This is a genomic window from Photobacterium atrarenae, assembly GCF_024380015.1.
Taxonomy (GTDB): Bacteria; Pseudomonadota; Gammaproteobacteria; order Enterobacterales; family Vibrionaceae; genus Photobacterium; species Photobacterium atrarenae.
Map to the genome: position 1 here is coordinate 1,443,002 of NZ_CP101508.1, position 26,616 is coordinate 1,469,617.

The 26,616-nt window shown below is 53.9% G+C and carries 22 protein-coding genes and 1 pseudogene; 12 read left to right on the forward strand and 11 right to left on the reverse strand.

What is annotated here, in order from left to right; translation table 11 throughout:
* Positions 1-103 precede the first annotated feature (103 nt).
* From NNL38_RS06780 to NNL38_RS06805, 6 genes are all read left to right on the forward strand, one after another.
* Positions 104-775, forward strand: a complete 672-nt coding sequence (locus tag NNL38_RS06780; RefSeq protein WP_255390251.1) for an ABC transporter ATP-binding protein — start codon at positions 104-106, stop codon at positions 773-775.
* On the forward strand, positions 756-3,215 hold the full coding sequence (locus NNL38_RS06785) for an ABC transporter permease (RefSeq protein WP_255390252.1): 2,460 nt from the start codon (positions 756-758) through the stop codon (positions 3,213-3,215). The genes NNL38_RS06780 and NNL38_RS06785 overlap by 20 nt, the downstream gene beginning before the upstream one ends.
* Positions 3,215-4,309 carry a lipocalin-like domain-containing protein gene (locus NNL38_RS06790; RefSeq protein ID WP_255390253.1) on the forward strand — a complete coding sequence of 365 codons (1,095 nt, stop codon included), beginning with the start codon at positions 3,215-3,217 and terminating at the stop codon, positions 4,307-4,309. The genes NNL38_RS06785 and NNL38_RS06790 overlap by 1 nt, the downstream gene beginning before the upstream one ends.
* Before the next feature lie 66 nt (positions 4,310-4,375).
* Positions 4,376-5,674 (forward strand): amidohydrolase, encoded by a 1,299-nt coding sequence (locus tag NNL38_RS06795; RefSeq protein WP_255390254.1) that lies wholly within the window; start codon positions 4,376-4,378, stop codon positions 5,672-5,674.
* 100 nt (positions 5,675-5,774) lie between these two features.
* Entirely contained in the window at positions 5,775-6,452 is a 678-nt protein-coding gene (locus NNL38_RS06800; RefSeq protein ID WP_255390255.1) for a potassium channel family protein, read from the forward strand.
* Between the two features lie 64 nt (positions 6,453-6,516).
* Positions 6,517-7,470, forward strand: coding sequence for an SDR family oxidoreductase (locus NNL38_RS06805; protein ID WP_255390256.1), 954 nt, complete (start codon positions 6,517-6,519; stop codon positions 7,468-7,470).
* 48 nt (positions 7,471-7,518) lie between these two features.
* On the opposite strand, the gene NNL38_RS06810 is transcribed toward NNL38_RS06805, so the two are convergent.
* The 8 genes and pseudogenes from NNL38_RS06810 to cra form a co-directional block, all read right to left on the reverse strand.
* Positions 7,519-7,965 carry a GNAT family N-acetyltransferase gene (locus tag NNL38_RS06810; RefSeq protein ID WP_255390257.1) on the reverse strand — a complete coding sequence of 149 codons (447 nt, stop codon included), beginning with the start codon at positions 7,963-7,965 and terminating at the stop codon, positions 7,519-7,521.
* A 44-nt stretch (positions 7,966-8,009) separates the two neighbouring features.
* Positions 8,010-8,141 (reverse strand): annotated as a pseudogene (locus NNL38_RS06815) (NUDIX hydrolase); the annotation flags it as partial.
* An 11-nt stretch (positions 8,142-8,152) separates the two neighbouring features.
* A complete protein-coding gene (locus tag NNL38_RS24775) occupies positions 8,153-8,542 on the reverse strand; it encodes a GFA family protein (RefSeq protein ID WP_369414598.1) in 390 nt (129 codons plus the stop codon).
* A gap of 167 nt (positions 8,543-8,709) precedes the next feature.
* Positions 8,710-9,279 carry an NADPH-dependent FMN reductase gene (locus NNL38_RS06820; protein ID WP_255390258.1) on the reverse strand — a complete coding sequence of 190 codons (570 nt, stop codon included), beginning with the start codon at positions 9,277-9,279 and terminating at the stop codon, positions 8,710-8,712.
* A gap of 45 nt (positions 9,280-9,324) precedes the next feature.
* A complete protein-coding gene (locus NNL38_RS06825; protein ID WP_255390259.1) occupies positions 9,325-9,801 on the reverse strand; it encodes a GNAT family N-acetyltransferase in 477 nt (158 codons plus the stop codon).
* A gap of 259 nt (positions 9,802-10,060) precedes the next feature.
* Entirely contained in the window at positions 10,061-10,423 is a 363-nt protein-coding gene (locus NNL38_RS06830; RefSeq protein WP_255390260.1) for a hypothetical protein, read from the reverse strand.
* A 66-nt stretch (positions 10,424-10,489) separates the two neighbouring features.
* On the reverse strand, positions 10,490-12,463 hold the full coding sequence (locus tag NNL38_RS06835) for a S8 family serine peptidase (protein WP_255390585.1): 1,974 nt from the start codon (positions 12,461-12,463) through the stop codon (positions 10,490-10,492).
* A gap of 373 nt (positions 12,464-12,836) precedes the next feature.
* Positions 12,837-13,820, reverse strand: coding sequence for a catabolite repressor/activator (gene cra, locus NNL38_RS06840; protein ID WP_255390261.1), 984 nt, complete (start codon positions 13,818-13,820; stop codon positions 12,837-12,839).
* Positions 13,821-14,084: 264 nt separating this feature from the next.
* Between cra and fruB the strand changes: the two genes are divergently transcribed.
* The 3 genes from fruB to fruA are packed head-to-tail and all read left to right on the forward strand — an operon-like array spanning position 14,085 to position 17,928.
* Positions 14,085-15,206 (forward strand): fused PTS fructose transporter subunit IIA/HPr protein, encoded by a 1,122-nt coding sequence (gene fruB, locus NNL38_RS06845; protein WP_255390262.1) that lies wholly within the window; start codon positions 14,085-14,087, stop codon positions 15,204-15,206.
* Positions 15,203-16,186: a 1-phosphofructokinase gene (pfkB, locus tag NNL38_RS06850; protein WP_255390263.1), complete on the forward strand. Its 984-nt coding sequence runs from the start codon at positions 15,203-15,205 to the stop codon at positions 16,184-16,186. Before fruB ends, pfkB begins: the two co-directional genes overlap by 4 nt.
* A complete protein-coding gene (gene fruA / locus NNL38_RS06855) occupies positions 16,183-17,928 on the forward strand; it encodes a PTS fructose transporter subunit IIBC (RefSeq protein ID WP_255390264.1) in 1,746 nt (581 codons plus the stop codon). The genes pfkB and fruA overlap by 4 nt, the downstream gene beginning before the upstream one ends.
* Before the next feature lie 277 nt (positions 17,929-18,205).
* Here the strand turns inward: fruA and NNL38_RS06860 are convergent, their stop codons facing one another.
* A complete protein-coding gene (locus tag NNL38_RS06860) occupies positions 18,206-18,871 on the reverse strand; it encodes a hypothetical protein (protein ID WP_255390265.1) in 666 nt (221 codons plus the stop codon).
* Positions 18,872-19,241: 370 nt separating this feature from the next.
* Positions 19,242-20,075: a posphoenolpyruvate synthetase regulatory kinase/phosphorylase PpsR gene (gene ppsR / locus NNL38_RS06865; protein ID WP_255390266.1), complete on the reverse strand. Its 834-nt coding sequence runs from the start codon at positions 20,073-20,075 to the stop codon at positions 19,242-19,244.
* Between the two features lie 221 nt (positions 20,076-20,296).
* Between ppsR and ppsA the strand changes: the two genes are divergently transcribed.
* The 3 genes from ppsA to NNL38_RS06880 all read left to right on the forward strand — a co-directional run bounded on the left by ppsA (position 20,297) and on the right by NNL38_RS06880 (position 24,968).
* Positions 20,297-22,666, forward strand: coding sequence for a phosphoenolpyruvate synthase (gene ppsA / locus NNL38_RS06870; RefSeq protein ID WP_255390267.1), 2,370 nt, complete (start codon positions 20,297-20,299; stop codon positions 22,664-22,666).
* 213 nt (positions 22,667-22,879) lie between these two features.
* Positions 22,880-23,629: an alpha/beta fold hydrolase gene (locus NNL38_RS06875; RefSeq protein WP_255390268.1), complete on the forward strand. Its 750-nt coding sequence runs from the start codon at positions 22,880-22,882 to the stop codon at positions 23,627-23,629.
* A 91-nt stretch (positions 23,630-23,720) separates the two neighbouring features.
* A complete protein-coding gene (locus NNL38_RS06880; protein WP_255390269.1) occupies positions 23,721-24,968 on the forward strand; it encodes a sugar efflux transporter in 1,248 nt (415 codons plus the stop codon).
* 406 nt (positions 24,969-25,374) lie between these two features.
* On the opposite strand, the gene NNL38_RS06885 is transcribed toward NNL38_RS06880, so the two are convergent.
* Positions 25,375-26,592, reverse strand: coding sequence for an Lcl C-terminal domain-containing protein (locus NNL38_RS06885; RefSeq protein ID WP_255390270.1), 1,218 nt, complete (start codon positions 26,590-26,592; stop codon positions 25,375-25,377).
* Positions 26,593-26,616 lie beyond the last annotated feature (24 nt).

Genomic DNA, 26,616 nt, shown 5'->3' on the forward strand with positions numbered 1-26,616 from the left:
GGGCATCAAAATGCCGGATAAGCCGGGTAAAGTACTTTCTCGCGTCCCGGCTTTGCTGTACATTTCGATGCCGTCAATCACCTATAAACATTTGGGGAATTCGATGTTACGACTCGTGGGGCTGTGCAAAGGCTATCAGGATGGCGCAGAGTACCATTCTGTCTTGCAAGGTGCAGAGCTGGCGCTGGATCAAGGTGAACAGCTGGCCCTGATGGGCGAGAGCGGCTCGGGCAAGAGTACGCTGCTTAATCTGATTGCCGGGCTGGATACCGTGGACTCCGGTGAAGTCTGGCTGGGAGAAACGCCGATTCATACCATTTCGGAGCGGGAGCGCACAGCATTTCGTCGTAACAACATTGGGCTTGTGTTTCAGCAGTTTAACTTGCTGCCAACCCTGACGACCGCGGATAATATTCGTTTTTGTCGTCAACTCAAAGGCCTGGAAGAAAAGCCGGAGTTGTGGCGTCAGATCATCTCGGCACTGGACTTGATGCCGCTGCTGGGGCGTTACCCGGAAGAGATGTCCGGCGGCCAGCAGCAGCGCGCGGCGATTGCCCGGGCGCTGTATATGGAGCCGCAAATTTTGTTGGCGGATGAGCCGACCGGTAGCCTGGATGAGCGCAACGCCGGGGCGGTCATTCGCTTATTGGTCAATCTGACCCGACAGCTCGACTGTACGCTTTTACTGGTCACTCACAGTAAACAAGTTGCCGAACATATGAGTGGTTGTATTCGTCTGCAGGGAGGTCAACTGCATGTTAAGCCCCGTAGCTAAAGCGCTTTGGGGGCACTATAAACGCCACCCGTTTCAAATTGTCCTGGTCTGGCTCGGTCTGACCCTGGGGATTGCCTTGCTGGTCGGGGTGATGGGCGTCAATCAGCAGGCCAGAGAAAGTTACCGTCAGGGTGAGCAGCTTTTCTCCAATCCGTTTCCTTACCGCATTCGCCACCAGCAACCCGCGCTCAAAGTCCCCCAAGCGTTTTATATCGATTTACGCCGGGCCGGCTTCCACCAATGTGTGCCGATGGATCAGCATCGCATCGTGACCGAAGACAACCGGGATTATGAAATTGTCGGGGTTGATCCGGTGGCGATGATGTCGAGCTTCAAGGTGCAGGCGACGGCGGAACGCCAGGCACAGATGCTGGCGCTGATGCAGCCGCCGCATCCGATCATGGTCGGTGAGCAGCTGGCGTATTACATGGGGGTTGAAGACGGCCAGTCGCTCAAGCTTGATAACGGCAAGTCGATTGGCCCGCTGCGCGTGGTGGATGATGAGCGGATCCGTGGCCCGCGCATGATTGCGGATATGGCGGTGGTACGCGATCTTTATCCAGGGGCCGGGCTGTCTGCCGTGCTCTGCTCCGAAATGCCCACGGAGCGATTGAACCAGCTGGCTGCTGAGCTGCCGCCGGCTTTGCAACTGGAGCATAACCAAAGCGAAACGCTTGAGCCGTTGACCGATGCTTTTCACCTCAACCTGTTTGCAATGGGGATGCTGGCGTTTGTGGTCGGTTTGTTTATTTTTTACCAGGCGATGTCGTTGTCGTTAACCCAGCGCCAGCCATTGGTCGGCCTGTTACGACAGGCCGGGGTGTCCGGGAGCCAACTGACCCAGGCCCTGCTGCTGGAGCTGTTGGGATGGATTGTCCTGGGCCTGATAGGTGGCAACTTGCTGGGGTTGGTTCTGGCGCAGCAACTACTGCCGTCGGTCGCAGAAACCTTAAATAGCCTGTATGGCGCGAATGTCAGCCTGGCGGTTGAATGGCACTGGCAGTGGGGACTGGCGTCGCTGGCGATTGCATCGTTTGGCTGTTTGATGGCCTGCGGCTGGCCGTTGATCCGCTTAATCAAAACCCAGCCGGCCCGGTTGTCGACGCACATGGCGCTGGTGCGCGTCAGTGGGCGGGAGTTCGGCTGGCAGGCCTTGTTCTCCTGTCTCTTTATTGCGGCGGCCTGGGGGGTGTATCAGCTACCCCATGGTCAGCTGGCCGGGTTTGCGCTGATCGCCTTTATTCTGATTGCCTCAGCGCTGGTGATGCCGTTTTTACTGTGGCAGTTGTTCAAAAGCCTGGGGCTGATTGTGCGTTCTGCCCGACTGCGCTGGTTCTTCTCCGATGCGGCCGCCAGCCTGAGTTACCGCGGGGTGGCCTCAATGGCCTTTATGCTGGCTCTGGCCTCGAACATCGGCATGGAAACCATGGTGGGTAGTTTTCGCAACACCACTCAGGTTTGGCTGGATCAGCGGCTGGCGGCGGATATTTATGTTCGTCCGTCAATGAATGTCGCGCCGCGTATTGCCCAGTGGCTGGAAGAGCGGGATGATGTGCGTCAGGTATGGTGGCAGTGGCGCAAATCGCTGCCGACGGATGAAGGGACGTTGCAGGTGGTCAGTATTGGCGGCACACAGCAAGAGCAGCAGGCATTGTCGATAAAGGTGGCAATTCCTGAGTACTGGCAGCAACTGCATCATCAGCGTTCGGTATTGGTGAGTGAATCGCTGGCGCTGAAGCGGGGCTGGGAGCCGGGTGATGAAATCGACTTGCCGGCACCGATGAATCAGCGCTGGCAAGTCGCCGGTGTCTATTACGATTACGGTAACCCGCATGGTCAGATCCTGATGTCGCATAAACGCTGGCAGGCCCTATGGCCGCAAAAAGGCCAGGTTGGTCTGGCGGTTCACCTGATGCCGGGCACTGACAGTCTGGATGTGATGAAGGCGATCGGTGAGCGATACCGCCTGCCGCCGGAGCGGGTGCGCAATAATGTCGAGTTGATGGCGCAGGCAATGCGGGTGTTTGATCGCACCTTTGTGATCACCGCGACCCTGGGCAAGCTGACCTTGTTTGTTGCCGTTTGTGGTCTGTTCTTTGCGACCGTCGCGGGGGAAATATCGCGCCAGCGCCAATTTGCCCTGCTGCGCTGTATGGGAATGACCGGCCGCGAGCTGGCACTGCTTGGCGGGGGACAGTTGCTGTTGATCGGGCTGCTGACGTCTGTCATTGCACTGCCGCTGGGGTTGATCCTGGCACAGTTACTGATTGATGTGGTGTTGAAATACTCATTCGGCTGGACTATGCCGGTTCAGTACTTCCCGTTTGAGTATCTGACTTCACTGGGCTCGGCTCTGGTCGTGTTGTTGGCTGCAGGCGCCTGGCCGGTGTGGCGATTGGTGAAACGTTCGGCGATCTTGTCGCTGCGGGAGGCATTCTGATGTATTGCAGAGATGTCGGATTGCGATTCATCGGCTTATGGTTAGTCGCCATGTTGTTGGGGTGTGAGCCGACTGCGCAGGAGCGGGCCAACACGGTCGAGATCCTGAGTCAGGGAGCGCAAATAGAAAACCAAGGTTTTGCAGCTGTCGTGCCCGGCAAAACCTGGCAATTTCCGCAGGATCATCTCAGTCATCCGGCGTTTAAAACCGAATGGTGGTATCTGACTGCGAACCTGACTTCGCCGGAGGGAAAAACCTTTGGCGTTCAATGGACTTTATTTCGTTTTGCCAGCCGGCGGACGTCTGAGGTGGGCTGGCATAGCCCGCAGATGTACATGGCGCATGCGGTCGTGACTGGTGAGAAGCAGCTCTGGCATGCCGAACGCTTTGCCCGGGGCGGGATCGGTCAGGCCGGCGTCGCTGGTGATCCCTTCCGTGCCTGGTTGGATAACTGGTCGTGGCGTTCAGAGAGCAGTCACCCGTTTCCCGGCATGTTGACGTTTGCCGATGAAAACATGGTTGCGACGCTGAAGGTTGAAAATCAGGGCGAGTTGATTTTCCAGGGTGAGAATGGGTATAGCCGAAAGCACCCGACGGAGGATATCGCCTCATACTACTACAGTGCGCCGTTTCTGCAGCTGAGTGGCACTTTGGTGCTGGATGGCCAGCCATACCAGGTCTCCGGACCGGGCTGGCTGGACCGGGAATGGAGTAGTGAGGGCCTGGCCAAGAGTCAGTTGGGCTGGGACTGGTTTTCGTTGCACCTGGATGACGGTAGCGCCCTGATGCTGTATCAGATCCGGGAGAAAGATTCAGTACCGTATTATTTTGGCTCGCGGAGCTGGCCGGATGGCCGGGCCGTGATGCTCTCGCCGGATGACATTCGGATGACGCCGATTGCCAATGCCCGGCACGAGGGCAAACTCTACCCGGTTCAGTGGCAGGTTGCTGTCCCGAGCCAGAATATTCAACTGAAAGTGGATGTGGTCCGCAAGGAACAATGGTTGCCGTTTATTTTCTCCTATTGGGAAGGCCCGGTCTGGGTCAGCGGCAGTCATACCGGACAAGGATTTATGGAACTGACCGGCTATTAAGTTGCACAGCAAGCTTGCTGTCGCGCCTGGGAGTCGGCTAGCCATAAAAAGAACTAGGATGAAATTGTGACAGAGACGATAACGATAGATGAAAACGCGCTGGGTCAACGATTAATCAATCACCGGCGCGAGTTTCATCGCTACCCGGAGTCGGCCTGGTGTGAGTTCTTCACCACCAGCCGCATTGCCGGACTTTTGCAGTCACTGGGTTATGAACTGCATTTTTCAGATGCCATTATCCATCGTGACACCATTATGGGACGGGATGAAGCCGAAGTTGCTGTGGCCCGGGAGCGGGCAATGGGCTGGGGTGCCGATGCCAATTTCATGGCCGAGATGGACGGGATCACCGGGGTCGGGGCAGTGCTGGATACCGGCCGACCAGGCCCGGTCGTCGCCCTGCGCTTTGATATCGATGCCGTAGAAGTGCGGGAGAGCCAGGAAGATGCCCACCGGCCGCGGTTTTTAGGTTTTGCTTCCCTTCAGCCGGGCGTGACTCACGCTTGCGGTCATGATGCGCACACAGCCATTGGGCTAGGTGTTGCTGAAACCCTGGCGGCCAATCGCGATGCATTGTGCGGCAAAATTAAGCTGTTGTTCCAGCCGGCTGAAGAAGGTTGCCGGGCGGGGAAAGCGGTAGCGCAAAGTGGCTGGCTCGATGATGTCGATTATCTCTTTGCTGCGCATATCGGGATGAATGTCCCAAGCGGTACTTTGGTGTGCGATCCGCAGCATTTTCTCTGTAGCTCCAAATTTGATCTCCACTTTTCCGGCAAGGCTGCCCATGCCGGGATCGAACCCAATGCCGGCTGTAATGCCTTGGCGGCAGCTTGTACTGCAGTGACGCAAATGCTGGCGATCCCGCGTCACCGTGACGGGATGACCCGAGTCAATGTCGGCCAGTTTCATGCCGGTAACGGCCGCAATGTGATCCCGGCCAAAGCGGTCCTGATGGGGGAAACCCGGGGCGAGAACCGGACGTTGAACAGTTACATGTACCAGCAGGTCGAACAGATTGCTCGCGCTGCGGCGCAGATGCATGGTGTCGCCCTCGAGATTAAAACCCAGGGGGAGGCCATCGGACTGGAAAACGATCCGACCCTGGTCGAGTTGCTGGCGCAGCTGGGCCTGAACAGCGGGTTTAGTCAGATCGTGCTGGAGAAAGATTTCGGCGCCAGTGAAGATGCCGGTTATCTGGTTGAGCGGGTTCAGGCCAAGGGCGGCAAGGCGATTTACTGCCTAATTGGCTCAGATCTGGCTGCCGGTCACCACAGCGGTGATTTTGATATCGATGAGAGCCGGATGCTGCCGGCCGTTAAACTGTTCCTAAACGCCATCAGCGAGTTGCAAACGCATCCTGTCTAGTTCGGCCCCGACCGAATTCTGTCAGCACGGCCAGACGAGCAGCTAAGCTGTAGGGTATGGCAATGGCTGCTGACAGTTTTCGGCCGAGGGGTGTGCGAATATGGGCAGGACCATCAGTGCAAAAAACAACTTTTTCTATTTGACCGCTTCGCTGATTATTCTACTGATCAGTGCCACACTGGCTCAGGCCCTGAGTGGCAGCTGGTTTGACTGGGTGCTCAAAGGTGTCACCCTGTTTAACTTTGCCGTTTGCCTGATCAGTTTGCAGGTGGAAAAAATCTGGTTTCGGTTACTGATTGTTATCGCCGCCGGGTGGGCGATTGTTTCGGTGTGTAAGTTGTTTTTCCCCTTTCGCCAGATGGACACGTTGATCCTGTTGCTCATGCTCTGCTTCTTTCTCGGTACCTTCAAAATCATCGCCCGAAAAATCCTGTTTACCGGCAGTATCGATGTCAATAAAGTCGTCGGCTCGGTGGCGTTGTTTCTGCTGCTGGGCTTGATGTGGGCAATGGTGTATTTGATTATTCTGGAATTTTCACCCCAGGCGTTTACCGGTATGACGCAACTGCCCTGGGGAGAAAATTTTGCCAATGTGACTTATTTCAGCTTTGTGACCCTCACTACCTTGGGTTATGGTGACATTAGTCCGCTCTCCGAGATCGCGCGGGTTGCGGTCTATCTCGAGGCAATCGCCGGCATTTTTTATATGGCCATCGTGGTGGCCAGCCTGGTGGGTGCGAGTCAGCAGCATCGGGGGGAGAAGCAGGATCCCCCATAGTTCTGGCTTTCTGGATGAAGGCCATGAGCGCAGGAAGCCGTTAAGGTTTGCAAAGGAGCATAATATGAAACGGAATTTTTTCCAGAAGGCGCGGCGACTACTCAATCAATTGGAAGTGCTGGTGGAAACGTTCAGTTTACCCCGGGTTGATTCGAAAACACCGGGCGGTGGCATGAGTGAAGCGCCGGGTAATCCCCTGGCCAATCAGACGATTTTTATCAGCGGTGGCTCCCGGGGGATCGGTTTTTCAATTGCCAAGCGGTGTGCCCAAGCCGGGGCGACGGTGGTCATTGCTGCGAAAACCACGGCGCCGCATCCGAAGCTGCCAGGCACGATTTATTCGGCGGCGGAGGAAATCAACCAATTGGGCGCGGGTAAAGCCATTCCGGTGGTGCTGGATATCCGTGACGAAGATGCCATCGAGCAGGCGGTCGCCCAAGTGGTGAAGAAAACCGGCGGGATTGATGTGGTGATCAACAATGCCAGTGCGATCCACCTGGCGGATATGGAAAACACGTCCAGCAAGCGGTTTGATCTGATGTTCTCGATTAACGTCCGGGGAACGTTTCTGCTCACCCAGGCGTGCCTACCGTATCTCAAGCGTTCAGCAAACCCGCATATTGTCACTCTGTCGCCCCCCATCAACCTGAAACCTCAATGGTTCGCAGCCCACGGTGCATACACCACGTCTAAATATGCGATGTCGATGATGGCGATGACTTTTGCCGAAGAACTGGCAGCTTATGATATTGCCTCGAACGCCCTGTGGCCGAAAAGCACCATTGCCACCTCGGCGATTGAAAACATGGTTGGCGGTAAACTGCTCGAAGATCGCTCCCGCAACCCTGAGATCATGGCCGATGCTTGTTACGCCATCATCACCCGCGATGCCAAAACCTGCAGCGGCAATTTCTTTATCGATGAAGACGTCCTGCGAGAGCATGGCATCACGGATTTTGATCACTATGCCTGTAAGCCGGGCCATCCGCTACAACGGGATCTGTTTTTGGATGAGTAGTTGAGGCGATGCGCACGCCCGGGCTGCAAGACTGGTACTCATCACAGTTTACAATGAGATGTTTAACTCCATCTCCACGCAATCGATGCCCGGGCCAAAACCGTCTTTCACGTGGTTTGTGATCACGAAACCTCGTTTGGCATAGAACCCTTGCGTATGCTGAGAGGTTTCGATTGTTATCGTGGTCACGGTCTGGTCTGCTTTCAGTCGGCTGAGCCTGTAATCAGCGAGTTGCGTCCCCAGTCCTTGTCCATGACAGTCCCGGTGCACCATGCCCCAGCTGAGCGAACCAAGGTTGAGGTGTTTTTCGATGCCACCACAAGCCAGTATCCTGTCACCGTTGCTGTAAACAAAATAGTCGCTGGATGCATTCAACGAATCCAAAAATTCGATGAACTCGCCGCGCTCACCCGGCGTAAAATATGCGTGCAGGTTGCTGTCAAAGATAGCGATACATTGCGCTCGATAGGCTGTTTCATAGCGTTGAATTTTCATAGGTTCTCTATATGTCACTGTCGCTTGACCGACTGAAACCGCTACTAACCGATATTCACCCGATACAAGCTGTTGGCAGGTTGTTCGACAAAGTATGCCCAAACATGATCAAATACGGCGTGCTGGTTTGGAAAGGGGGCTAACGCTTTCGCTTCTGTTAAAGAGCACCACCTGTATTACGGGATTGTCAGATATCGTGATCCACCTGAACACGCCACCATTTGGGCTTTTTAGAAACATTGGAATGAGCATGGGGGCGGAGTTCCTTACGGTTGGGTGAATCAAAGACACCGAGCACGAGGGCGACCACCGGGGCATCATCAATAGCACCTAATGTGCTGCCACAAATGTCACAAAAGCTCCTGGAAGAAGCATCGGATGAGCGCCAGGTTTTTGGTTGTCCACCTGGGCCATTCCAAGTCACCTGGTCTTGTTTAAACTCAACCCAGGTCTGTGTCAGGGCGCCGGAATGACGCTGACACATTTTGCATGAGCATGTGTGGGGATTCTTGGGGGGGCCCGTTGCGGTAAAGCGGATGTTGCCACATAAGCAACCGCCTTGATAAGTTCTTCCCATTGATTGGACTCCGAATGTTCCTGAGGTATTTTCAAGTGATATAGTCGCCAATGAATTAGCTGATGAGCACCCGCCATGATTGCGGCTTATCCGATGGATAGCAGTGTCACTATTTTATTTCTCTATTGAGTGCATGACTTCAGGGTTTACTACCTCCCTTTAAGCATCTACAGCTCCCATTCTGATTGATAAGTGCGATTATCCAGCAGGGTGCAAAGCTCTGCCATGACTTTCATCGCTTTGATCAGGCGGGGTCTTCGTTCGTCTGAAAGGCCACCATCAACCCAATGGCGGTTGTGCACGTAGACATTGTATGGGTTGATAATACATTTAAAGTCAAACATCAACGAGGCCGCTAAAGACGAGTAGGCCATATAGCTGTGCGGTAATCCCGCGGCATTGACAAACGTCACCACCTTGTCGAAGAGGGCACTGACGTGATTTTCGTCCGTTGAGCCCACATACTCGATATACTTCTTGAGCTCAGAACAACAGCCCCAGTTGTAGGTTGGGCTACAAAGCACAACCCCGGCCGCTTCTATGGTCAGGCTGTGGAGATATTGATATTGCTCGGTTTGGTAAATGGTATCGTTGTCAAAATTCGGCACGTTGAGTTCATCCAAATCGACGAATTTTGAGTTGACCCCAAGGTCATTCAAGACATGATGACACTCTTGAGCAAGAACCCGGCTCCTGCTGTTTGGATCCTGGCTTGAGCTGACAATTAGTATGTACATTTACAACAACTCCTATCATTTTTCTTTTGTGTGCTAACGCCCAACTTACTGTTTACTGATTGTGCGTTTAGTCATGTTGATGCCTGTCGGCTGGAAGCCGATCTCCTTATAGAGCTTGAATGCTCGCTTATTGTCATAGGCAACCAATAGCTCAACTCGATTAATTCCGTTATCTGACCAAGCGCTATCTAATGAAAGGTAAAATTGTTTCCCATACCCTTTTCCTTGGTACTGAGGAAAAATTTGAAAGTCATAAATAAACGCGGAATCTTCATGTAAGCGGTACCAAAAATAACCGATGACATGCGTGTCGTCATTTTGTTCAACCTCCAGGCAAAGAAGGAAATTGTTATCAGTTTCCAAGCCCTGAGGCAGACATTCATCCAATTCCTGATTTGCAAGTTGAATGCCTTCCGCGACAGATATTTTTTGGGCATCAGCGAGTTCTCGGCCTCTAAATTCATTCGAATATGATCGATATTCCAGAAAATCTTGCTGCGTCATATCCCGATAAGAGATCATATGGGGCACCTTCTTAGCGGTAATTTGGATTATGGTGTTGATTGAGCGATATCGTTTTATTATCGACGTTGAAGAGCGTCAGACCGCATGCGGGTATTCTGTACAACCTGTTTCATAAAATCAATAAATTTCAACTGGTTAAATTGCGTGTGAGAGCGGCTTGTGCATGGCTGGAGGTGTTGCAAATGAAAGGGAGAAGGTAAACCTTCTCCCTTGATGGTTATTGGCACTGATTGCGGACTACAGCTTCTGTTAATCTTTACTTCAGCTTGAGTGACGAGGTGCTGCTGTTCAACAGCTGCCGCTGCGGATTGACTTCAACATAGTCGATGACATCCGAGTATCGCTGTTGTTTAGATGTCAGCTCGTCCGCGGTCTGGCGATCAAACTGGACAATCAGTACCCGTCGCTCCGGCATGGCATCGGTGACTATGCCGCCCAGCTCGGCAACCAGTGACTTGGCTTGCGCTTCCATATCAGGTTTATATTTCAGGTAATAGCTGATTTCGCGCTGTTCCTGAGACTGAAGAGCTTTTGAGGTTGCACCCGGCATCGGCATTCCCTGGTTGTACGCATGGCTCGGCACAGTGGCCAGACAGGCGGTCATGATCAGTGAAGCCAACGCTATATGTTTCGGGTGAATCCTGTGAAGCTGTGATGGAGCACAATGTTTTTGCATAATCCAACCTTACTGGAAGTTAATGCGCCAGCTGTTCAGGGTACCGGTATCACGACGGGCGTTGTCGTACACTTTTAGCTGCCAGGTTCCTTGTGAGTCCACACCAGCGTAGTTGACGGTGTAGGTTTTCACAATATCGTTGGCAGAGCCGCCGCTGTGGTTGTGCAGTACCACACTGTCGCCATTTGGTGCGACCAGGGTGACATTCAGGTCGCCGATATAGGTGTGGGTGATGTCCAGATCCACCGTGATGGAGCCGGAATCGCCCGCGCGGGTCACATCGATCGCACTGGTGATCCCGCTCAGTTTGTTATCCGGAATTGCAACAGCGGTGGTGTTGCTAAAGCTGTCGGAACCAGAACCACTGCCGTCCGGGCCGTTACAACCTTCATCCAGGTAGGCTTTGGCTGCGGTTGCATCGATTAGACCGTAGCCGGTGCGGTTGTCGCGACCTGCAACATCGATATCTTCTGCGGTGGCGGTCAGCGCTTGACGAACCTGGCTGGCATCACACTGTGGGTGATAGCTCCAGACCAGCGCCGCGACGCCGGTCACATGCGGTGTCGCCATTGAAGTCCCGTTATAGTACTCGTAGTCTTCGTTGGTCGTGCTGCTGACGGTGATGGTTTGACCGACTGAGTTGGCCAGATCCAGACCCAGTTGACGATCAACCGAGACGGAGACCATCGGGTAGCTGTTGTTGGTATCGACCAGGAACGGGTTCTGCAGGCCGGCCAGCTCGGTATTACTGTAGACAATCGCCGCAGACGCGCCAGCGTTGTAACAGGCTTCCACCGCATCCACTTCAGGATAGGCGCCGGAGCCCTGGTTGCCGATACGCTCAGTCAGACAGACCTTGCCGCTCATATCACCACACTGGAAGTTGCCGGCACTGGTATCACAGGTGGCCAGCTCGGCAGTGACGGTACCCGGGACGGGAGCCGGAACGTAGTTGCCATTGGTGTTGATCAGGCGGTTGTGCGGGACGACGCCACGATCAAAATAGCTTTGGCCGGCCAGGGAGATGTCTGCCAGACGACCTTCGCCCAGGGTAACTGTCGACAGGATCGCTTCACCCGGGGCGGCAATTTCAACCTGGTTGGTGGCTTGCGAGAACACCGCGTGATGCTTTTGGTTATCAATTGCCGCGACAGACATGACGGAATCATAAGAGGCCGGGTAGCTGTGGGCGGTGTTGCCATCGTTACCGGCTGCAGCGATCAGCAGCACGCCGTTGTCATAATGCTGTTTCAGGGCATTTTCCTCGGTGCGGCTCGACTGGCTGCCCCCCAGGCTCATGTTGATCACATTGGCATTGTTGGCGACACAGGTATCAATGGCCTTGACCAGGCTGGAAGAGTAGCCCCAACCGGATTCGTTAAACACTTTAACGATATGCAGGTTCACGTTCTGGTTCGGCAGGACACCGACAACCCCTTCGTTATTCGAGATCGCCGCAATGGTCCCGGCAACGTGGGTGCCGTGTGCATTGTTATTCCCCGGGGAAGACCAGCTGCCGGTACCGCTGTCGTTGGTACCGTTCACCTGGTTACCGCTGAGATCGTTGTGGGCGAGATCATAGCCGGAGTCAATAATACAGACAGTACGGTTGCCGGCGTTCATGTCGCTGAGCTGCGTGGCACCGACGAAGGTCTGCCCCCAGGGCAGAGTTTCAGACAGCAAGTACCGTGGCGGATCGATTTCCACGTATTCGACATCCGGATTAGATTCCAGTGTTTGAAGCGCGCTTGCATCCAGCTCGGCGCTGTAAAGGGCTTTTTTCCCGATGGCTTCAACAGCTTTTGCGTTGACGCGATCAAGTAGAGACTGCTGAGCTAAGTGGTTGCCGGAGAACGGGCTGGCACTCCTGACTGCCAAACCAGACTGCGGCTGATCTTTAAATTTTACAATATATTTCATCGGCATATCCGGCTTTCCGAACCCTGCCAACTCATCAGCCGTTGCATGAGCGCCGCACGCCATCGCGGCCACCGGTAACAGGCAACGTACCATTTTAGCTGTGTTTGTTAATTTCATTCGCTCTTCCTTTTTTGAGCATTGTTATAATCCAAATCAATGATATCTATTCACTTTTAATGAATAAGTGCACTTTTTCAGTGACAGAACACGTATAGCTGCTGTGTAGAGAAGATGTGAGAAAAAAAGAAGATGAGAATTAAGAAGTTGGCTGCATATCAGATATTCAACTAGAAGAGTAAACATGAACCAGATGAATATTAATATTGATTCCTATTCCGTTATCCATATGGTCTGAATTTCTATACGTAATAGGTGCAATATTATGCTTTGGTTGGTATTACCCTGGCGGTCACGCCGCCAGAGACGGAGGAGGGGATTAGCGGCGCTTAATTTTTCTCGGGATCACTTCCACGCCGGTGCGGTAACGGCCGGCTGTGGCATTGAGGGCCAGCTCCAGGGCATTCTCCGCAATCAGCTCAAATTGTTGGGGGAGTGACTGGATCTTGATCGGCAGGAAGTCGAGCAAGCGGTTATCACCAAAGGTTGCCAGGCGGGTGCGTTGCATGAGCTCCGGGTTGGCAAGCAGGCAATCGAGGATCCCTTCAAACAGCGTATAAGAGGTGGCCAGAATCGCCTCGGGCAGGCAGTTCTGGTCAATCCATTGTTGCACCAGTTGCTGGCCTTGTTCCTGACTGAAGTGATCGCCATAGGCAACCTGAATAGCGAGAGCGGGCCGGGTCGCCTGAATGGCTGAGCGAAATCCTTGTTCACGCTCAACGGAGACGCCCAGCTCAGGTACTGCACCGATCAGTCCGATGCTGGCGATGTCATCACTGAGCAGGCTTTGGGTCAGCTCGAACGCACCTTCCAGATCTTCACTGATCACACTGGCAAAGAGTTCATCATCCATCGCCCGGTCGATCGCAATGACCGGGACACCGGCAGTTTGAATGTTGTGATAGAACGGGTGATCGGTTGGCAGTGCACTGGCGACCAACAGCGCATCAATGCGACGGCTGAGTAGGTTGTCGGCCACTTTCATCTCGGTGTCCATATCATCATCGGAGCAGGAGATGATCAACTGATAGCCGGCTTTGCGGGCATCTCGTTCCAGCAGCTTAGCCAGTCTGGCGTAACTGCTGTTTTCCAGATCCGGAATGATCAGTCCCAGCGAACGGCTGCTGCCGGCGCGCAGCGACGTCGCTGCGTGATCCGGGCGGAAATTAAACTCATCTACCACAGCCATAACTTTCTGTTGGGTCTTTTCACTGATCCGGTATTTTGCGGCTTTCCCGTTGATCACATAGCTGGCTGTGGTGCGGGACACCCCAGCGAGTTTGGCTATTTCATCTAATTTCATTTTTGGCTTTCACGGCTGACAGAATTTGTGCGGCGGATCATATAATCGCAAAGGATCCTGTGCGGAACAATTGCAATCTTAGCTGAAACCATTCAGCATGTCAGCTGAATGGTTTCAGCAGAGCGTCAAATTTGAATCAAGTTGTGCTGAGGCTTTTCTTTTCAAGTTTTGCTGAATCGTTTCAGCTTTGTTGGGAACTCAACTAGACTTGAAAGACGGGTAGAGCAACGAAAAGTTTTTGTGAATTAGAAAGAGGGATAGCGCATGTTGTCACTAACAAGTCGGGACATACAGCTACAGCAAGCCGCCGCCAATAAACAAGAAGCGATAAGCGCGTTGGCAGCAGGCCTGGAACAGCAGGGGCTGGTTGAGCAAGGGTATGTCAATGGGATGCTGGCACGGGAAGCGCAGAGCTCCACATTCTTGGGCAATGGGATTGCCATTCCCCACGGCACCACAGATACCCGCGCCCTTGTGAAGCAAACCGGGATTCGCGTGCATCATTTTCCACAGGGGGTTGACTGGGGCGATGGCAAAACGGCTTATCTGGCGATTGGGATTGCCGCCAAGTCGGACGAGCATCTGGGGATCCTCAAACAGCTGACCAAGGTGCTGTCGGTAGATGGCGTTGAACAAAAGCTGCAGCAGAGCGAGAGCGCCGACGCGCTGATCGCGATTCTCAATGGTGAGGCCCAATTGGAAGCCGAGCTCGATACCAGCCTGGTTCAGCTGGCGTTTCCGGCGACCGACTTGATCCAGCTGACCGCCGTTGCGGCCGGCTTGATCAAAAACCGAGAGCTGGCGACTAATGACAGCGTGGCAGATGCCATTGCCAGTGGCGCGAGCTATCTCGGTCAGGGCCTGTGGCTGGCAAAAACCGCCAGGTCTGTTTCACGCACCGCACTGTCCTTTGTGACGCCGGCACAAGCTTTTGAAGCTGACGGCCAGCCGGTACGCGGGCTGCTGATGGTTGCCGCCTGTAATGGTGCTCATCTGCCGCACCTGAATGTGCTGGCGCAACTGCTGTATAAGCAACAGGCCGACAAGCTGTTCAGCGCCGATGAAGAAAAAGTGGTGTTGCTGCTGAGCGAGGAGCAACTGGAAGGCAACAGCCAGGTGTTCAAGATCCGCAATGCCCATGGTCTGCATGCCCGGCCGGGCGCCATGCTGGTGAGTGTCGCCAAGAAGTTCAGCGCCAATGTGCTGGTGAAAAACCTCCATGGGGACGGCAAAGTTGTGAATGCCAAGAGCCTGATGAAGGTGATTGCCCTTGGGGTGAAGCAAGGCCATGAGCTGGAGTTTACCGTACAGGGGAATGATGGCGATCAGGCCCTGGCGGCTATCGGTCAGGCCATCGCGGACGGATTAGGTGAGGGAAGAGCATGAGTAGTCCAGTGAAGCCGAAAGTTGTGACGGTGACCCTGAACCCGGCACTGGATCTGACCGGCAGTCTGGTGTCGCTGATCCCGGGCAACGTGAATCTGGTCGAGCAGGGCTGCCTGCATCCGGCGGGGAAAGGGGTGAATGTTGCCAAGGTGCTGGCGGAGTTGGGCGCCGAAGTGACGGTCACCGGTCTGCTGGGCGCTGATAACCAGGAGCCGTTTTGCCAACTGTTTGAAACGCTGGGTGCAACGGATCGCTTTGTCCGGGTGTCGGGGGCCAGTCGGATCAACGTCAAGCTGGTGGAGGCGGATGGCCGGGTCAGTGATATCAATTTCCCCGGCGTGGCCGTGACGGAAGCCGATATTACTGCCTTTGAAGACACTTTATTTGCGCTGGCTGAGCTACACGATGTGTTTGTGATCTCGGGCAGCTTACCGCAGGGCATCACGCCGCAGCGCTGCGCCGGGTGGATCAGCGCCTTGCAGCAGACCGGGAAGCAGGTGTTCTTTGACAGCAGTAAAGCAGCATTGGCGGCTGGTCTCGAGGCTTCGCCCTGGCTGGTGAAGCCCAATGATGAAGAGCTGGCGGACTGGGCCGGACGTGCGCTGCTGAGCCGGGAAGAAATGACTGTCGTTGCCGAGCAGCTTGCGAGTCAAGGCGTTGAAAATGTGGTGGTGTCACTGGGCGCAGAAGGCGTGATGTGGCTCAACCGCGAAGGTTGGCTGCAAGGCCAGCCACCGAAGATGAATGTGGTCAGTACGGTCGGGGCCGGGGACACCCTGGTGGCCGGTTTGTGCTGGGGCGTCCTGAACGAATGGAACAAGCAAGAGACACTGAGCTTTGCCACCGCACTTTCAGCACTGGCGGTCGGCCAGGTTGGGGTTGGGGTCGAGGATCTCAACGCGGTGCTGGCGCTTCAGAAAAGTGTCCGTCTATCAGGTTGTAACGTGAATGCTAACATGGAACAGAGGGTATCATTATGAAAATCGCAGTGATCACAGCTTGTCCGAGCGGGATTGCCAATAGCGTCATTGCCGCCGGCTTAATGGAAAAAGCCGCCGCTGAACTCGACTGGTCAGTCGATATTGAATGTCAGTCGTCGGTGATTGCCGGTCAGGTGCTGAGCGAGCAGCAGATTGCTGCGGCCGATTGTATTGTCATTGCTGCCAATACCGCGGTAGACACCCGTCGCTTTGTCGATAAGAAAGTCTATCTGGCGGGGATTGATGCCTGTCTGGCAGATCCGAAAGCATTTCTTGAGCAAGCCGTAGCAAAGGCCCAGGTGTTGCGTGAAGTGCAAGTCACGGCAGCCGCACCCGCCGATGCAACCCCTGGCGCGAAGAAGATCGTGGCAATTACTGCCTGTCCGACCGGTGTTGCCCATACCTTTATGGCAGCTGAAGCGCTGGAAGAAGAAGGTCAGCGTCAGGGCCACACCATCAAAGTGGAAACCCGTGGCTCCGTGGGGGCCAAGAACCAGCTAACGGCGGAAGAGATTGCGGCGGCGGATCTGGTGGTGATTGCTGCGGATATCGAAGTGGATCTGGCACGCTTTGACGGTAAAAAGCTCTACAAAACCAGCACCGGTCTGGCGTTAAAGAAAACAGCCCAGGAGCTGGAGAATGCCTTTGCGACAGCCAGTGTTTACAAACATGAAGCGGGCGCGAAAACTGAAGCCGGTAGCGAGCAGGAAAAAACCGGGGCTTATAAACACCTGATGACCGGGGTTTCCCACATGCTGCCGCTGGTGGTGGCCGGTGGTTTGGCAATTGCGCTTTCCTTCGTGTTCGGTATTGAGGCCTTTAAAGAAGAGGGGACTCTGGCCGCTGCGTTGATGACCATTGGTGGCGGCTCAGCCTTTGCCTTGATGGTGCCGGTGCTGGCCGGATTTATTGCCTTCTCGATTGCCGATCGCCCGGGACTGGCACCCGGCCTGATTGGCGGGATGCTGGCCAGTTCGACCGGCGCCGGTTTCCTTGGCGGGATTGTGGCGGGCTTCCTGGCCGGTTATAGCGCCAAGCTTGTTGCGGATCGCCTCAAGCTGCCGCAATCCATGGAAGCGTTGAAGCCGATCCTGATCATCCCGTTGGTGGCGAGTCTGGTGACTGGCTTGATCATGACTTACATCGTTGGCGGTCCCGTCTCGGCTGCGATGACCGGTTTGACCGAGTTCCTCAATAATATGGGCTCCGCCAACGCCGTGCTGCTGGGGATCATTCTGGGCTCAATGATGTGCTTCGACCTGGGCGGCCCGGTGAACAAAGCGGCGTATACCTTCGGGGTCGGCCTACTGGCGTCGCAAACTTACGCGCCGATGGCAGCTGTCATGGCGGCAGGCATGGTGCCGGCACTGGGGATGGGGCTGGCAACCTTCCTGGCCAAACGCAAGTTTACTGCCAATGAAACCGAAGCAGGCAAGGCCTCCTTTGTGCTGGGGCTGTGCTTTATCTCTGAAGGGGCGATTCCGTTTGCGGCCCGCGATCCGATGCGGGTGATCCCAAGCTGCATGGCGGGTGGCGCCCTGACCGGGGCTCTGTCGATGCTGTTCGGGGCCAAACTGATGGCACCACACGGGGGTTTATTCGTGCTGTTCATTCCGAATGCGATCACCCCGGTGTTGATGTACCTGGTGGCGATTGCTGCGGGGACTGTGGTCACCGGTGTGACTTATGCCTTCCTGAAGAAAACGGAGCAGGCGGAACTGGTGCCGGTCGCAGCGAAGTGATCTGAATCGGTCGATAAAAAACGAAAGCCCCGGCATGAACATCATGCCGGGGCATTGCCACCGCTGCCTACAGTTGATTGAGCCCGCCGTCTTTGTGAGTTCTGTTCCCCTTGCATGCACAAAAGAACTCCGTCAAGCCGACCCATCTGTTATAAGTTGTAGACATTCCGTGCGTTGAAAAAACACAGCTTCCACTGCGATAGCGCTTTATTATTTTGATTTATCGTTATTATTTATTGTTATTATTTCCCCAAGTTTATTGTTTTTACTTGTGTTGTTATTGTTCTTTCTCGACCCGGATCAGGGTTTCACCATCCATCACCAACAGGTACGAGTGACCGACTTCCACCTCTTCCCCGCATAGATTCAGGGCGGTTAAGTTACTGCCGCTGCCGAGGAAAAGCTCTCCGGCACACCCGTCGAGGAGCTGCTGGCTCGACACCTGGCCTTTTTGCACCTTGCTGCTGGTAAACATACTCTCGTTGAGCACACTGATATCAAGATCCGCTAAGCTGAAAAATCGAATATAGATTTTGTCTGTGTCGGTTGCCTCGGCAAAGCGGATCGCAGTGAGCTGGGATTCGTTCTCGGCTTCATCGTCGTTCCATGACAGCAGCCAGTATTGTTCGCCGTTGTTGGTGATCAACTCAGACATAGTACTCAGCGTCGTCTGGCTGTTGGTGTCCATCGCACCGACATCAACAGTCAGCGGCGTATTTGAAGTCCAGTTTTCTGTGTGCCGCTGAACCACTTCGACGCTGTTACTTACGACGCGATGGTTGCCGTCAAATAGGGCGCTGCTGTTGTCACTGCGTTTGAGAAAGTAGTCAATGGCTTGCGCTGTGGTATTGATAAACGCAAAGCTGACCTGTTTACCGACGGCTTGATCCGGGGCTGTGATCTGCGTGGATGAGCCCCCACCGCCGCAGGCTGCCACTGCCATGATCACTCCGATTGCTAGCGCTGCCCTTATCATCTCAGGAACCTCGTTGTAATTATTTGTGAAGCTCAAAGTAAGCATATTGCAAGCGCTGGTGATTTTTTGATGAATCACGGGGAGAAAAATGAGTTTTTAATAACCAACTGAATTGAAATGAGAATTCCTCTCTCACTAGTGAGAATGTGCGGTGAGACGGCAGTAAGATGTGGGTGATGGGGCGATTTTTATCCGGTTTGAGCCGGCGGTGTGATTCTCAAGAAGACGTACGAACAACCGCAGCAAGGTGAGACGGTTGTCGCACGTTAAGGACTGGCAATAGGGAAATAACCGAGTAAAACACTCGGTTATTTTGCAAGGACAAAAATGTTTCTCATTAGCACATCCGGCGCTTCAGCCCGCTGATATCCAGTAGCCGGGTGGCGATTTCTTCGACCGACAACGAGGTGGTATTGAGGTACGGGATTGCTTCCCGACGGAACATAGATTCTACCTTATTGAGCTCGGTTTCACATTGATGCTGGCTGGCATAATCACTGTTGGCATAGCGGCCATTTCGGATCTCGACCAGGCGTTCGGTTCCGATTGTCAAACCATAGGTTTTGTAGCGAAACGGCTCAATGGCAGCCGGTAGCCTTAGTTTATCCATATCCTCGGCAATGAAGGGATAGTTCACGGCGCGGATCCCGAATTGCATGGCCAGATACAGGCTGGTCGGGGTTTTGCCGCAGCGCGAGACCCCCAATAAAATGATGTCAGCCTGTTCGAGGTTATTCAACGAGATGCCATCATCATGGGCCAGGGTGTACTCAATGGCTGCGATGCGATCCTGGTAACTGGCGGCATCTTTGTTAATACTGTGGGAGCGGTGCAGCATGGGTTTGGGCTCCATTTGCAAATCCTGTTTCAGTGGCTCAACCAGGGCGTTCAGAACATCATAAAAGTTCGCCTGGCTCTGCTCGATAATGGCTTTGATTTCCGGTAGCACAATGGAGTAGAACACCAGGGGTTTGACACCGGTCTCCTGATAGGCCAGATTGATTTTGCGCTGGACATCGTGAGCGCGATCGGCAGTTTCGACAAAGGGAAGGGTCGTTTGCCGGGTCTCAATGGGAAATTGGCCCAAAACTGCGTGGCCAAGTGTTTCAGAAGTAATCGCTGTACCGTCAGAAACGTAAAACACATCACGAAAATTGGATTTGCGCTGCATAAAAAGTTGAATCCTTAAAAATAATCTGTAACTTAAAGGGCATTAAATACTTATAACAATAACCTTACAGGGTATCTATTCTTGTTTTACATACTTAAGGTAAAACAAAATACCTGGGACGGGGACATATTGTGACGCAGTATTTTTTTGACTGCCAGAGCAATCGTTTTCGTTGAGGGGTTGCCCACATAAACTGTTGAATCCAATAAAGGAGAGTTGCCGTGCAACAGAATGTTGTTTGGTATGATGCTTTGTCAATGAACGATGTTGATAAAGTAGGTGGAAAGAATGCATCACTAGGTGAAATGGTTGCGAACCTGGCGAATGCCGGCGTGAAAGTACCAAATGGATATGCCACGACATCACATGCATTTAATCAGTTTCTTGAAGCGAACGATCTGAACGATCGCATCCATGATCTGCTCGATGCACTGGATGTGGATGATGTGAGTGCGTTGCAAAAGGCAGGAGAAACGATCCGCAATTGGGTTCTTGAAGCACCGCTTCCAGCTGAGCTGGAACATGAAATCCGTGAATGTTACAAGGAGCTGGGTGAAGGTGACGAGATGCTGTCTGTTGCTGTTCGCTCTTCCGCAACCGCAGAAGACCTGCCGGATGCATCCTTTGCCGGCCAGCAGGAAACCTTCCTCAACGTTCGTGGGATTGATGCGGTGATTGAAGCTGTGAAGCACGTATTTGCTTCGCTGTTTAACGACCGTGCGATTTCCTACCGTGTTCACCAGGGCTTTGAGCACAAAGGTGTGGCGCTGTCAGCAGGGATCCAGCGCATGGTTCGTTCTGACGTGGCTTCTTCGGGTGTGATGTTCACCCTGGATACGGAGTCCGGCTTCGATCAGGTGGTGTTTATCACATCATCCTGGGGTCTGGGCGAAATGGTTGTTCAGGGCGCTGTGAACCCGGATGAGTTTTACGTGCACAAACCAACGCTGGAAGCTGGTAATCCAGCAGTGGTTCGCCGTACCTTTGGGTCAAAGCAAATCAAGATGGTTTACGCTGGCGGCAAAGAGCTGGGCAAACAGGTTGAAATTCTCGATACCACAGAAGAAGAGCGCAAGCAGTTCTCGCTGACCGACGCTGAAATCGAGTCTCTGGCCAAACAAGCCATGATCATCGAAAAACACTACGGCCGTCCGATGGACATCGAGTGGGCGAAAGATGGGGTGACTGGCGAGTTGTTCATTGTTCAGGCGCGTCCGGAAACGGTTCGCTCACGTGATGATGCAACGGTTATGGAACGTTTCCACCTCAATGGTGACAGTAATGTTCTGGTTGAAGGTCGTGCTATCGGTCAGCGCATCGGTACCGGTCAGGTTCGCGTTGTCTCTGACTTGAGTCAGATGGATCAGGTGCAGAAAGGCGACGTGCTGGTTGCTGACATGACAGACCCGGATTGGGAACCTGTGATGAAGCGTGCTGCAGCAATTGTCACCAACCGTGGCGGCCGTACCTGCCACGCCGCGATTATCGCCCGTGAACTGGGGATTCCGGCTGTGGTCGGCTGTGGCAACGCAACAGACACCCTGGTTGACGGCCAGGAAGTGACCGTTTCTTGTGCCCAGGGTGAGACTGGCTTCATTTATGAAGGTGAGCTCGAGTTTGAAGTGCGCCGCTCTGCGGTTGACGATCTGCCGAACCTGCCGCTGAAAGTCATGATGAACGTGGGTAACCCGGACCGTGCTTTTGATTTCGCCTGCATTCCGAACGAAGGGGTTGGCCTAGCGCGTCTGGAATTCATCATCAACAAGATGATCGGCATTCACCCGAAAGCGCTGCTGAACTACAGCGAGCAGTCGGATGAGCTGAAAGCGGAAATCGACCAGCGTATCGTTGGTTACTCGGATCCGGCTGAGTTCTATATCGAGAAGCTGACGGAAGGGATCTCAACCCTGGCCGCTGCCTTCTGGCCAAAACGCGTGATTGTTCGCATGTCAGACTTCAAGTCGAATGAATACCGTAACCTGATTGGTGGTGTTCACTTTGAGCCGACTGAAGAAAACCCGATGCTTGGCTTCCGTGGCGCTTCTCGCTACATTTCGCCGAAGTTCGAAGATTGTTTCGCTCTGGAATGTGAAGCCATCAAGCGTGTTCGTGAGCGTATGGGTCTGAAGAATGTGGAAATCATGATCCCATTCGTTCGTACCGTGAGCGAAGCGGCGGGCGTGATTGACCTGCTGGCGAAGTTCGACCTGCGTCGCGGCGAGAACGGCCTGAAAGTTATCATGATGTGTGAGCTGCCTTCGAACGCGATTCTGGCGGATGAGTTCCTCAAGTACTTCGACGGCTTCTCCATCGGTTCGAACGACATGACGCAGCTGACGCTGGGTCTGGACCGTGACTCTGGTGAGATTGCCCACATGTTCGATGAGCGGAATGACGCGGTGAAAGCCATGCTGTCGATGGCGATTAAAGCCGCCAACAAAGCCGGGAAGTACGTCGGGATTTGTGGTCAGGGTCCGTCGGATCACGAAGATCTGGCGGACTGGTTAATGGAGCAGGGCATCGACTCTGTCTCGCTGAACCCGGATACTGTGGTTGAAACCTGGCTGCACCTGGGTGAAAAACACGCATAAATAACCGGCTGACCGTATTCGGTTCACTGTCTGGTCCGCACCTGTCCCTGGCTGACGCAAGTCGCCAAGGCAGGTGCGGACTTTTTTGTATGGGCGCAATAGTGATCTCAATCGTCACGGTTTGATGCGATTGGTATAATATGTAATAAGTTTGATAATAAACTTGGGCTCAGTTAGTATCCCTGAGTCACAGTTGGAATTGATGAAGGGCGAATGAAACCAAAGATTTACCTGATCCCGGGTACCATGTGCACCGCGCTGTTGTGGTGTCGTCTGATGCCATACCTGGAATCTGCTGTTGAGATCATTCCCCTGCCACCGTATCAGCATGCCTCGCCATCAGCATATTTCAGCCAATTGCGACAGTTGCTGCCTCAAAGGCCGGTTAATCTGGTCGGTTTTTCACTCGGGGGCTATCTTGCTGCCAGTTTTAGCACCCAGTTTCCGGCGCAGGTTCAACAGCTGTTCGTAATTTCTAACACGCCCTGTGCACTAAGCGACACGGAACTGACCGCGCGACAGCAAGCTCTGGTGCTGGTGGATCGTTATGGGTACAAGGGGATCAGTCGCAAACGGGCGGCTGATCTTTTGGATCGCCAAGCTTCATCGTGTCCGCTTGCTGAGCCGAATCATACCAGCGCAGATGAAGCATTGATTGACATCATTGTTGAAATGGATCGCGTGTTGGGTGAGTCGACATTCAGGCTTCAATTGCAGACTGCCTCGGCAAGGCAAGATCTGATGGCGGACTTATTGGCGGCTGGCGTGCCCACCACGTTTTACTACAGCGAAGGAGATCCGCTACTCCAGACCGACTGGTTTCAGCGCTTGCAAACCAGGGCTCAGGATAGACATATCGGTTTGCTGCCGACATCCGGGCGCGGGCATATGCTGCCGCTGGAAAAACCGAATGAGCTGGCTGTGCACCTGCTGAACTGGCTGGGCTTGGATGACTTGCAATAGTCGCGTTTATCCAAGCTGTGCCCCGTCGATGTTTGTTGCGTGAAACAACTGTACATCACATTAAATTTATGGAATCCCAACAGGAGTTTGCGTGTATCAATCTGCGTTGCTGTTTGTCAAAGGAGAAGCCGGGCGATTCTTTTTCGTCAACGGTTTTACCGCGCTGGCGTTCTCTTTTATTTTGCCCATTATGAGTCTGTTTCTGGTCAAACAGCTCGGTTTGGATCCGAGCTATATCGGGGTGTATACCGTCAGTGTCGCTTTGTCGGGGATGGTGATCAGCCACCGCCTCGGTGCGTTATCGGATCGGGGCGTGCAGGACAAGAAGCTGTTTCTGCTGGGTGTCGCGGGGATTGCAATGGCCGCGCTGTGTTTTTCGATGGCGACGGCGTTCTGGCAGGTGCTGTTGACCGGCGTGCTGTTTATGGGGCTGGGGAGCGCGTCGATCCCGATGATCCTGGCGATGATCCGTCGTTATGCAGAAAGTTCGGGGCAGGACAGCACCCGGATCAACTCGCAAATGCGATCCTCGGTATCTCTGGTGTGGATCATCGGTCCGGCAATGGCGTTTGCTTCTGTTGAGCAGTTTGGCTTTCAGGGTAACTTCTTTCTGGCTGGTACAATTGCGGTGCTGGTGGGTCTGTTCACCTGGCGGGCGATTTCCGGTGATGACCGTCGCCAAGTTCAATCGATCGAGCTCGATAGCCAGGACGTGAAGAAAGACGCTGCACAGGAGAAAGCACGGCTGCCAGCTCGGGTCTGGTGGCTCGGCTTGGTGATTTTCCTGGCCAATATTGCCAACAGTACCTATATCACCAGTATTCCGTTGTATCTGACGGAAACGCTTGGGATGTCAACTTCTTTTCCTGGCGTTTTGATCGGGTTGACGGCAGCCTTCGAGATCCCGGTGATGCTGCTGTCGGCGCGCTGGGCGAGCCGATACGGCAAGCGTCCGGTGATCCTGTGCAGTTTCCTGCTGGCGGCCGTGTTTTACATCGGTCTGCAAGTGGCTGAAACGCCTTTGGCATTTGTTATCCTGCAGGTTTTTAATGGTCTGTTTTTCGGAATATTTGTCGGGCTTGGGATCAGTCTGCTTCAGGATGAAGCACCGGAACATGTCGGGAAAGCATCCGCGTTCTACACCAATGCGATGGCGGTTGGCACGATGGCCGGTACATCATTAATGGGGGTGGTTGCGGGCGCTTTTGGCTATAAGCAGGCCCTGCTGATCAGCCTGGGTGCGATTTCACTGGCGTTTGTTCTGCTGCTGGCCATTGAGCTTCGGGCACGGCGGATGCAGTCGCAGCAAACGCGCGTAGCACAGCTTTCTTCCCGTTAGTTTGAGTCTCAATGGTGTTAAACCGATACCCACTCATGGGTCACAGCCAGAATAAGACTATGACGAGCATCGTCAGCAGGGCCAGATTGATGTTCTGGATCACTTGATGTCGGTACAGTTGTTTCATCATATCCGCTGAAAATTGGACCATTTGTGCCTGCTCCCGAGTGTATATTTTCCTGGGCTCAGCGGGTTGTTTGGGCTTGGTTAAAGACTGCGGGGCGATGTCGATAGTTAGCGGCAGCCGAGCGGAGGACTGTGAAGGTTTCGGGCCCGGACCAGCGTGACGGATTCTGCTGGGATCAGAGATTGGCGGCGAGGTAACGTCATGATGCTTTCCTTTCGAGCAGATTCAGAGGCGTGTGGGCGGTTTGAATGGTTCCGTGTCAGCGCCTCTGTTGCCTGATTAATGAATATTTCTCACGGCGCGGACAAAGTGCTTTTGCTGCCGCTTGCCACCCAAGATGCTCAGCCCATTGCCTGCCTGGACAATTTTGAGACTGGTGTGCTGTACCCCCGGGAGATCCAGTCCCCGGGTTGCCGGCTCGTGGTAATGCGCCAGCAGTGCATCCCCGGTCGAGTGACCAAACTGGATAGTCGATGCGCCGGCAGATCTTTTTATGCTGGTAGAGCTCCAGTACAGGGCATAGTCAATGTCCCCGGATTCACGTTGATACAGGGACGTCACAAACCGAGGGGAAATCGGTGGTTTGCCTGTCGCCACACGATTGTAATCGACAATGCTCTGGAGCTCTTTAATATTGGGGACCCGCCAGTCGAGGTAGCCGCCGTAGCTAAGGTTTTCTGCATATTGGAGGACGTCCTGCCAGCTGAGTGGCCGCATACTGTCCAGGGTGCTCCACATCAGGCCGGTGGCCACATCAGAGATCGTGCCGTCGCCATTATCAATCAGGCGGTTCTTGCCATAATCTGGATTCCCCCGGACCAGCCGGATGTAAAAGCGGCGATTTTGTGAGGGCTCAACCGGATAGGCTTTGAGCTGGCCACTGGCGAAATTGACGGTATAGACCACATCACCGTGGGTGATCTTTCCTCCGGAGAGCCGGGTGCGGGTAGCAAAAATGGCATTGAGGTTATGGGAAGCCGGATACTGGAAATCAAAGTATGCCGTGTCAATAAAAGGCATCGCATCGGCAGCTGCCTCAATGCTGTTGTAGGGATTCTCCCTGTACTGCCCTGAAAAGTTCACCAGCGAAAACAGCTCTTTGGCGTTTGGCAGGCGCCAGTCAGGGTAGCCGCCGAGCATTGCTTCTTTGGCAGCAGCCTCGGCTTGCGCCAACGTCACCAGGGTATAGCTCTTCTGCCACATCAAGCCCGTAGTTTGATCGATGATTGTGCCGTCACCATTGTCGATATATTGCGAAGCCGGCGCTGTATATTGGGCATCCTGTCCGGTGAACGGCTGATGGCGCGACGGGCATGGGATCGGTTGTGGCGATTGCTCGAAGCACTGGTTCAGGCCGCTATCAACCACGGTAAACGGGAACAAGGTATCGCGCTGCAATTCGTAGGCTGATGCAGTATAAGTTGGCTGACGCTCCTCGTGAATACACGCCGTCAGGGCGGAAGAAGTGAGAAATAGGGTGACAAACTTGACCATCATGAATGCCTTACGCGTTCCCATCAA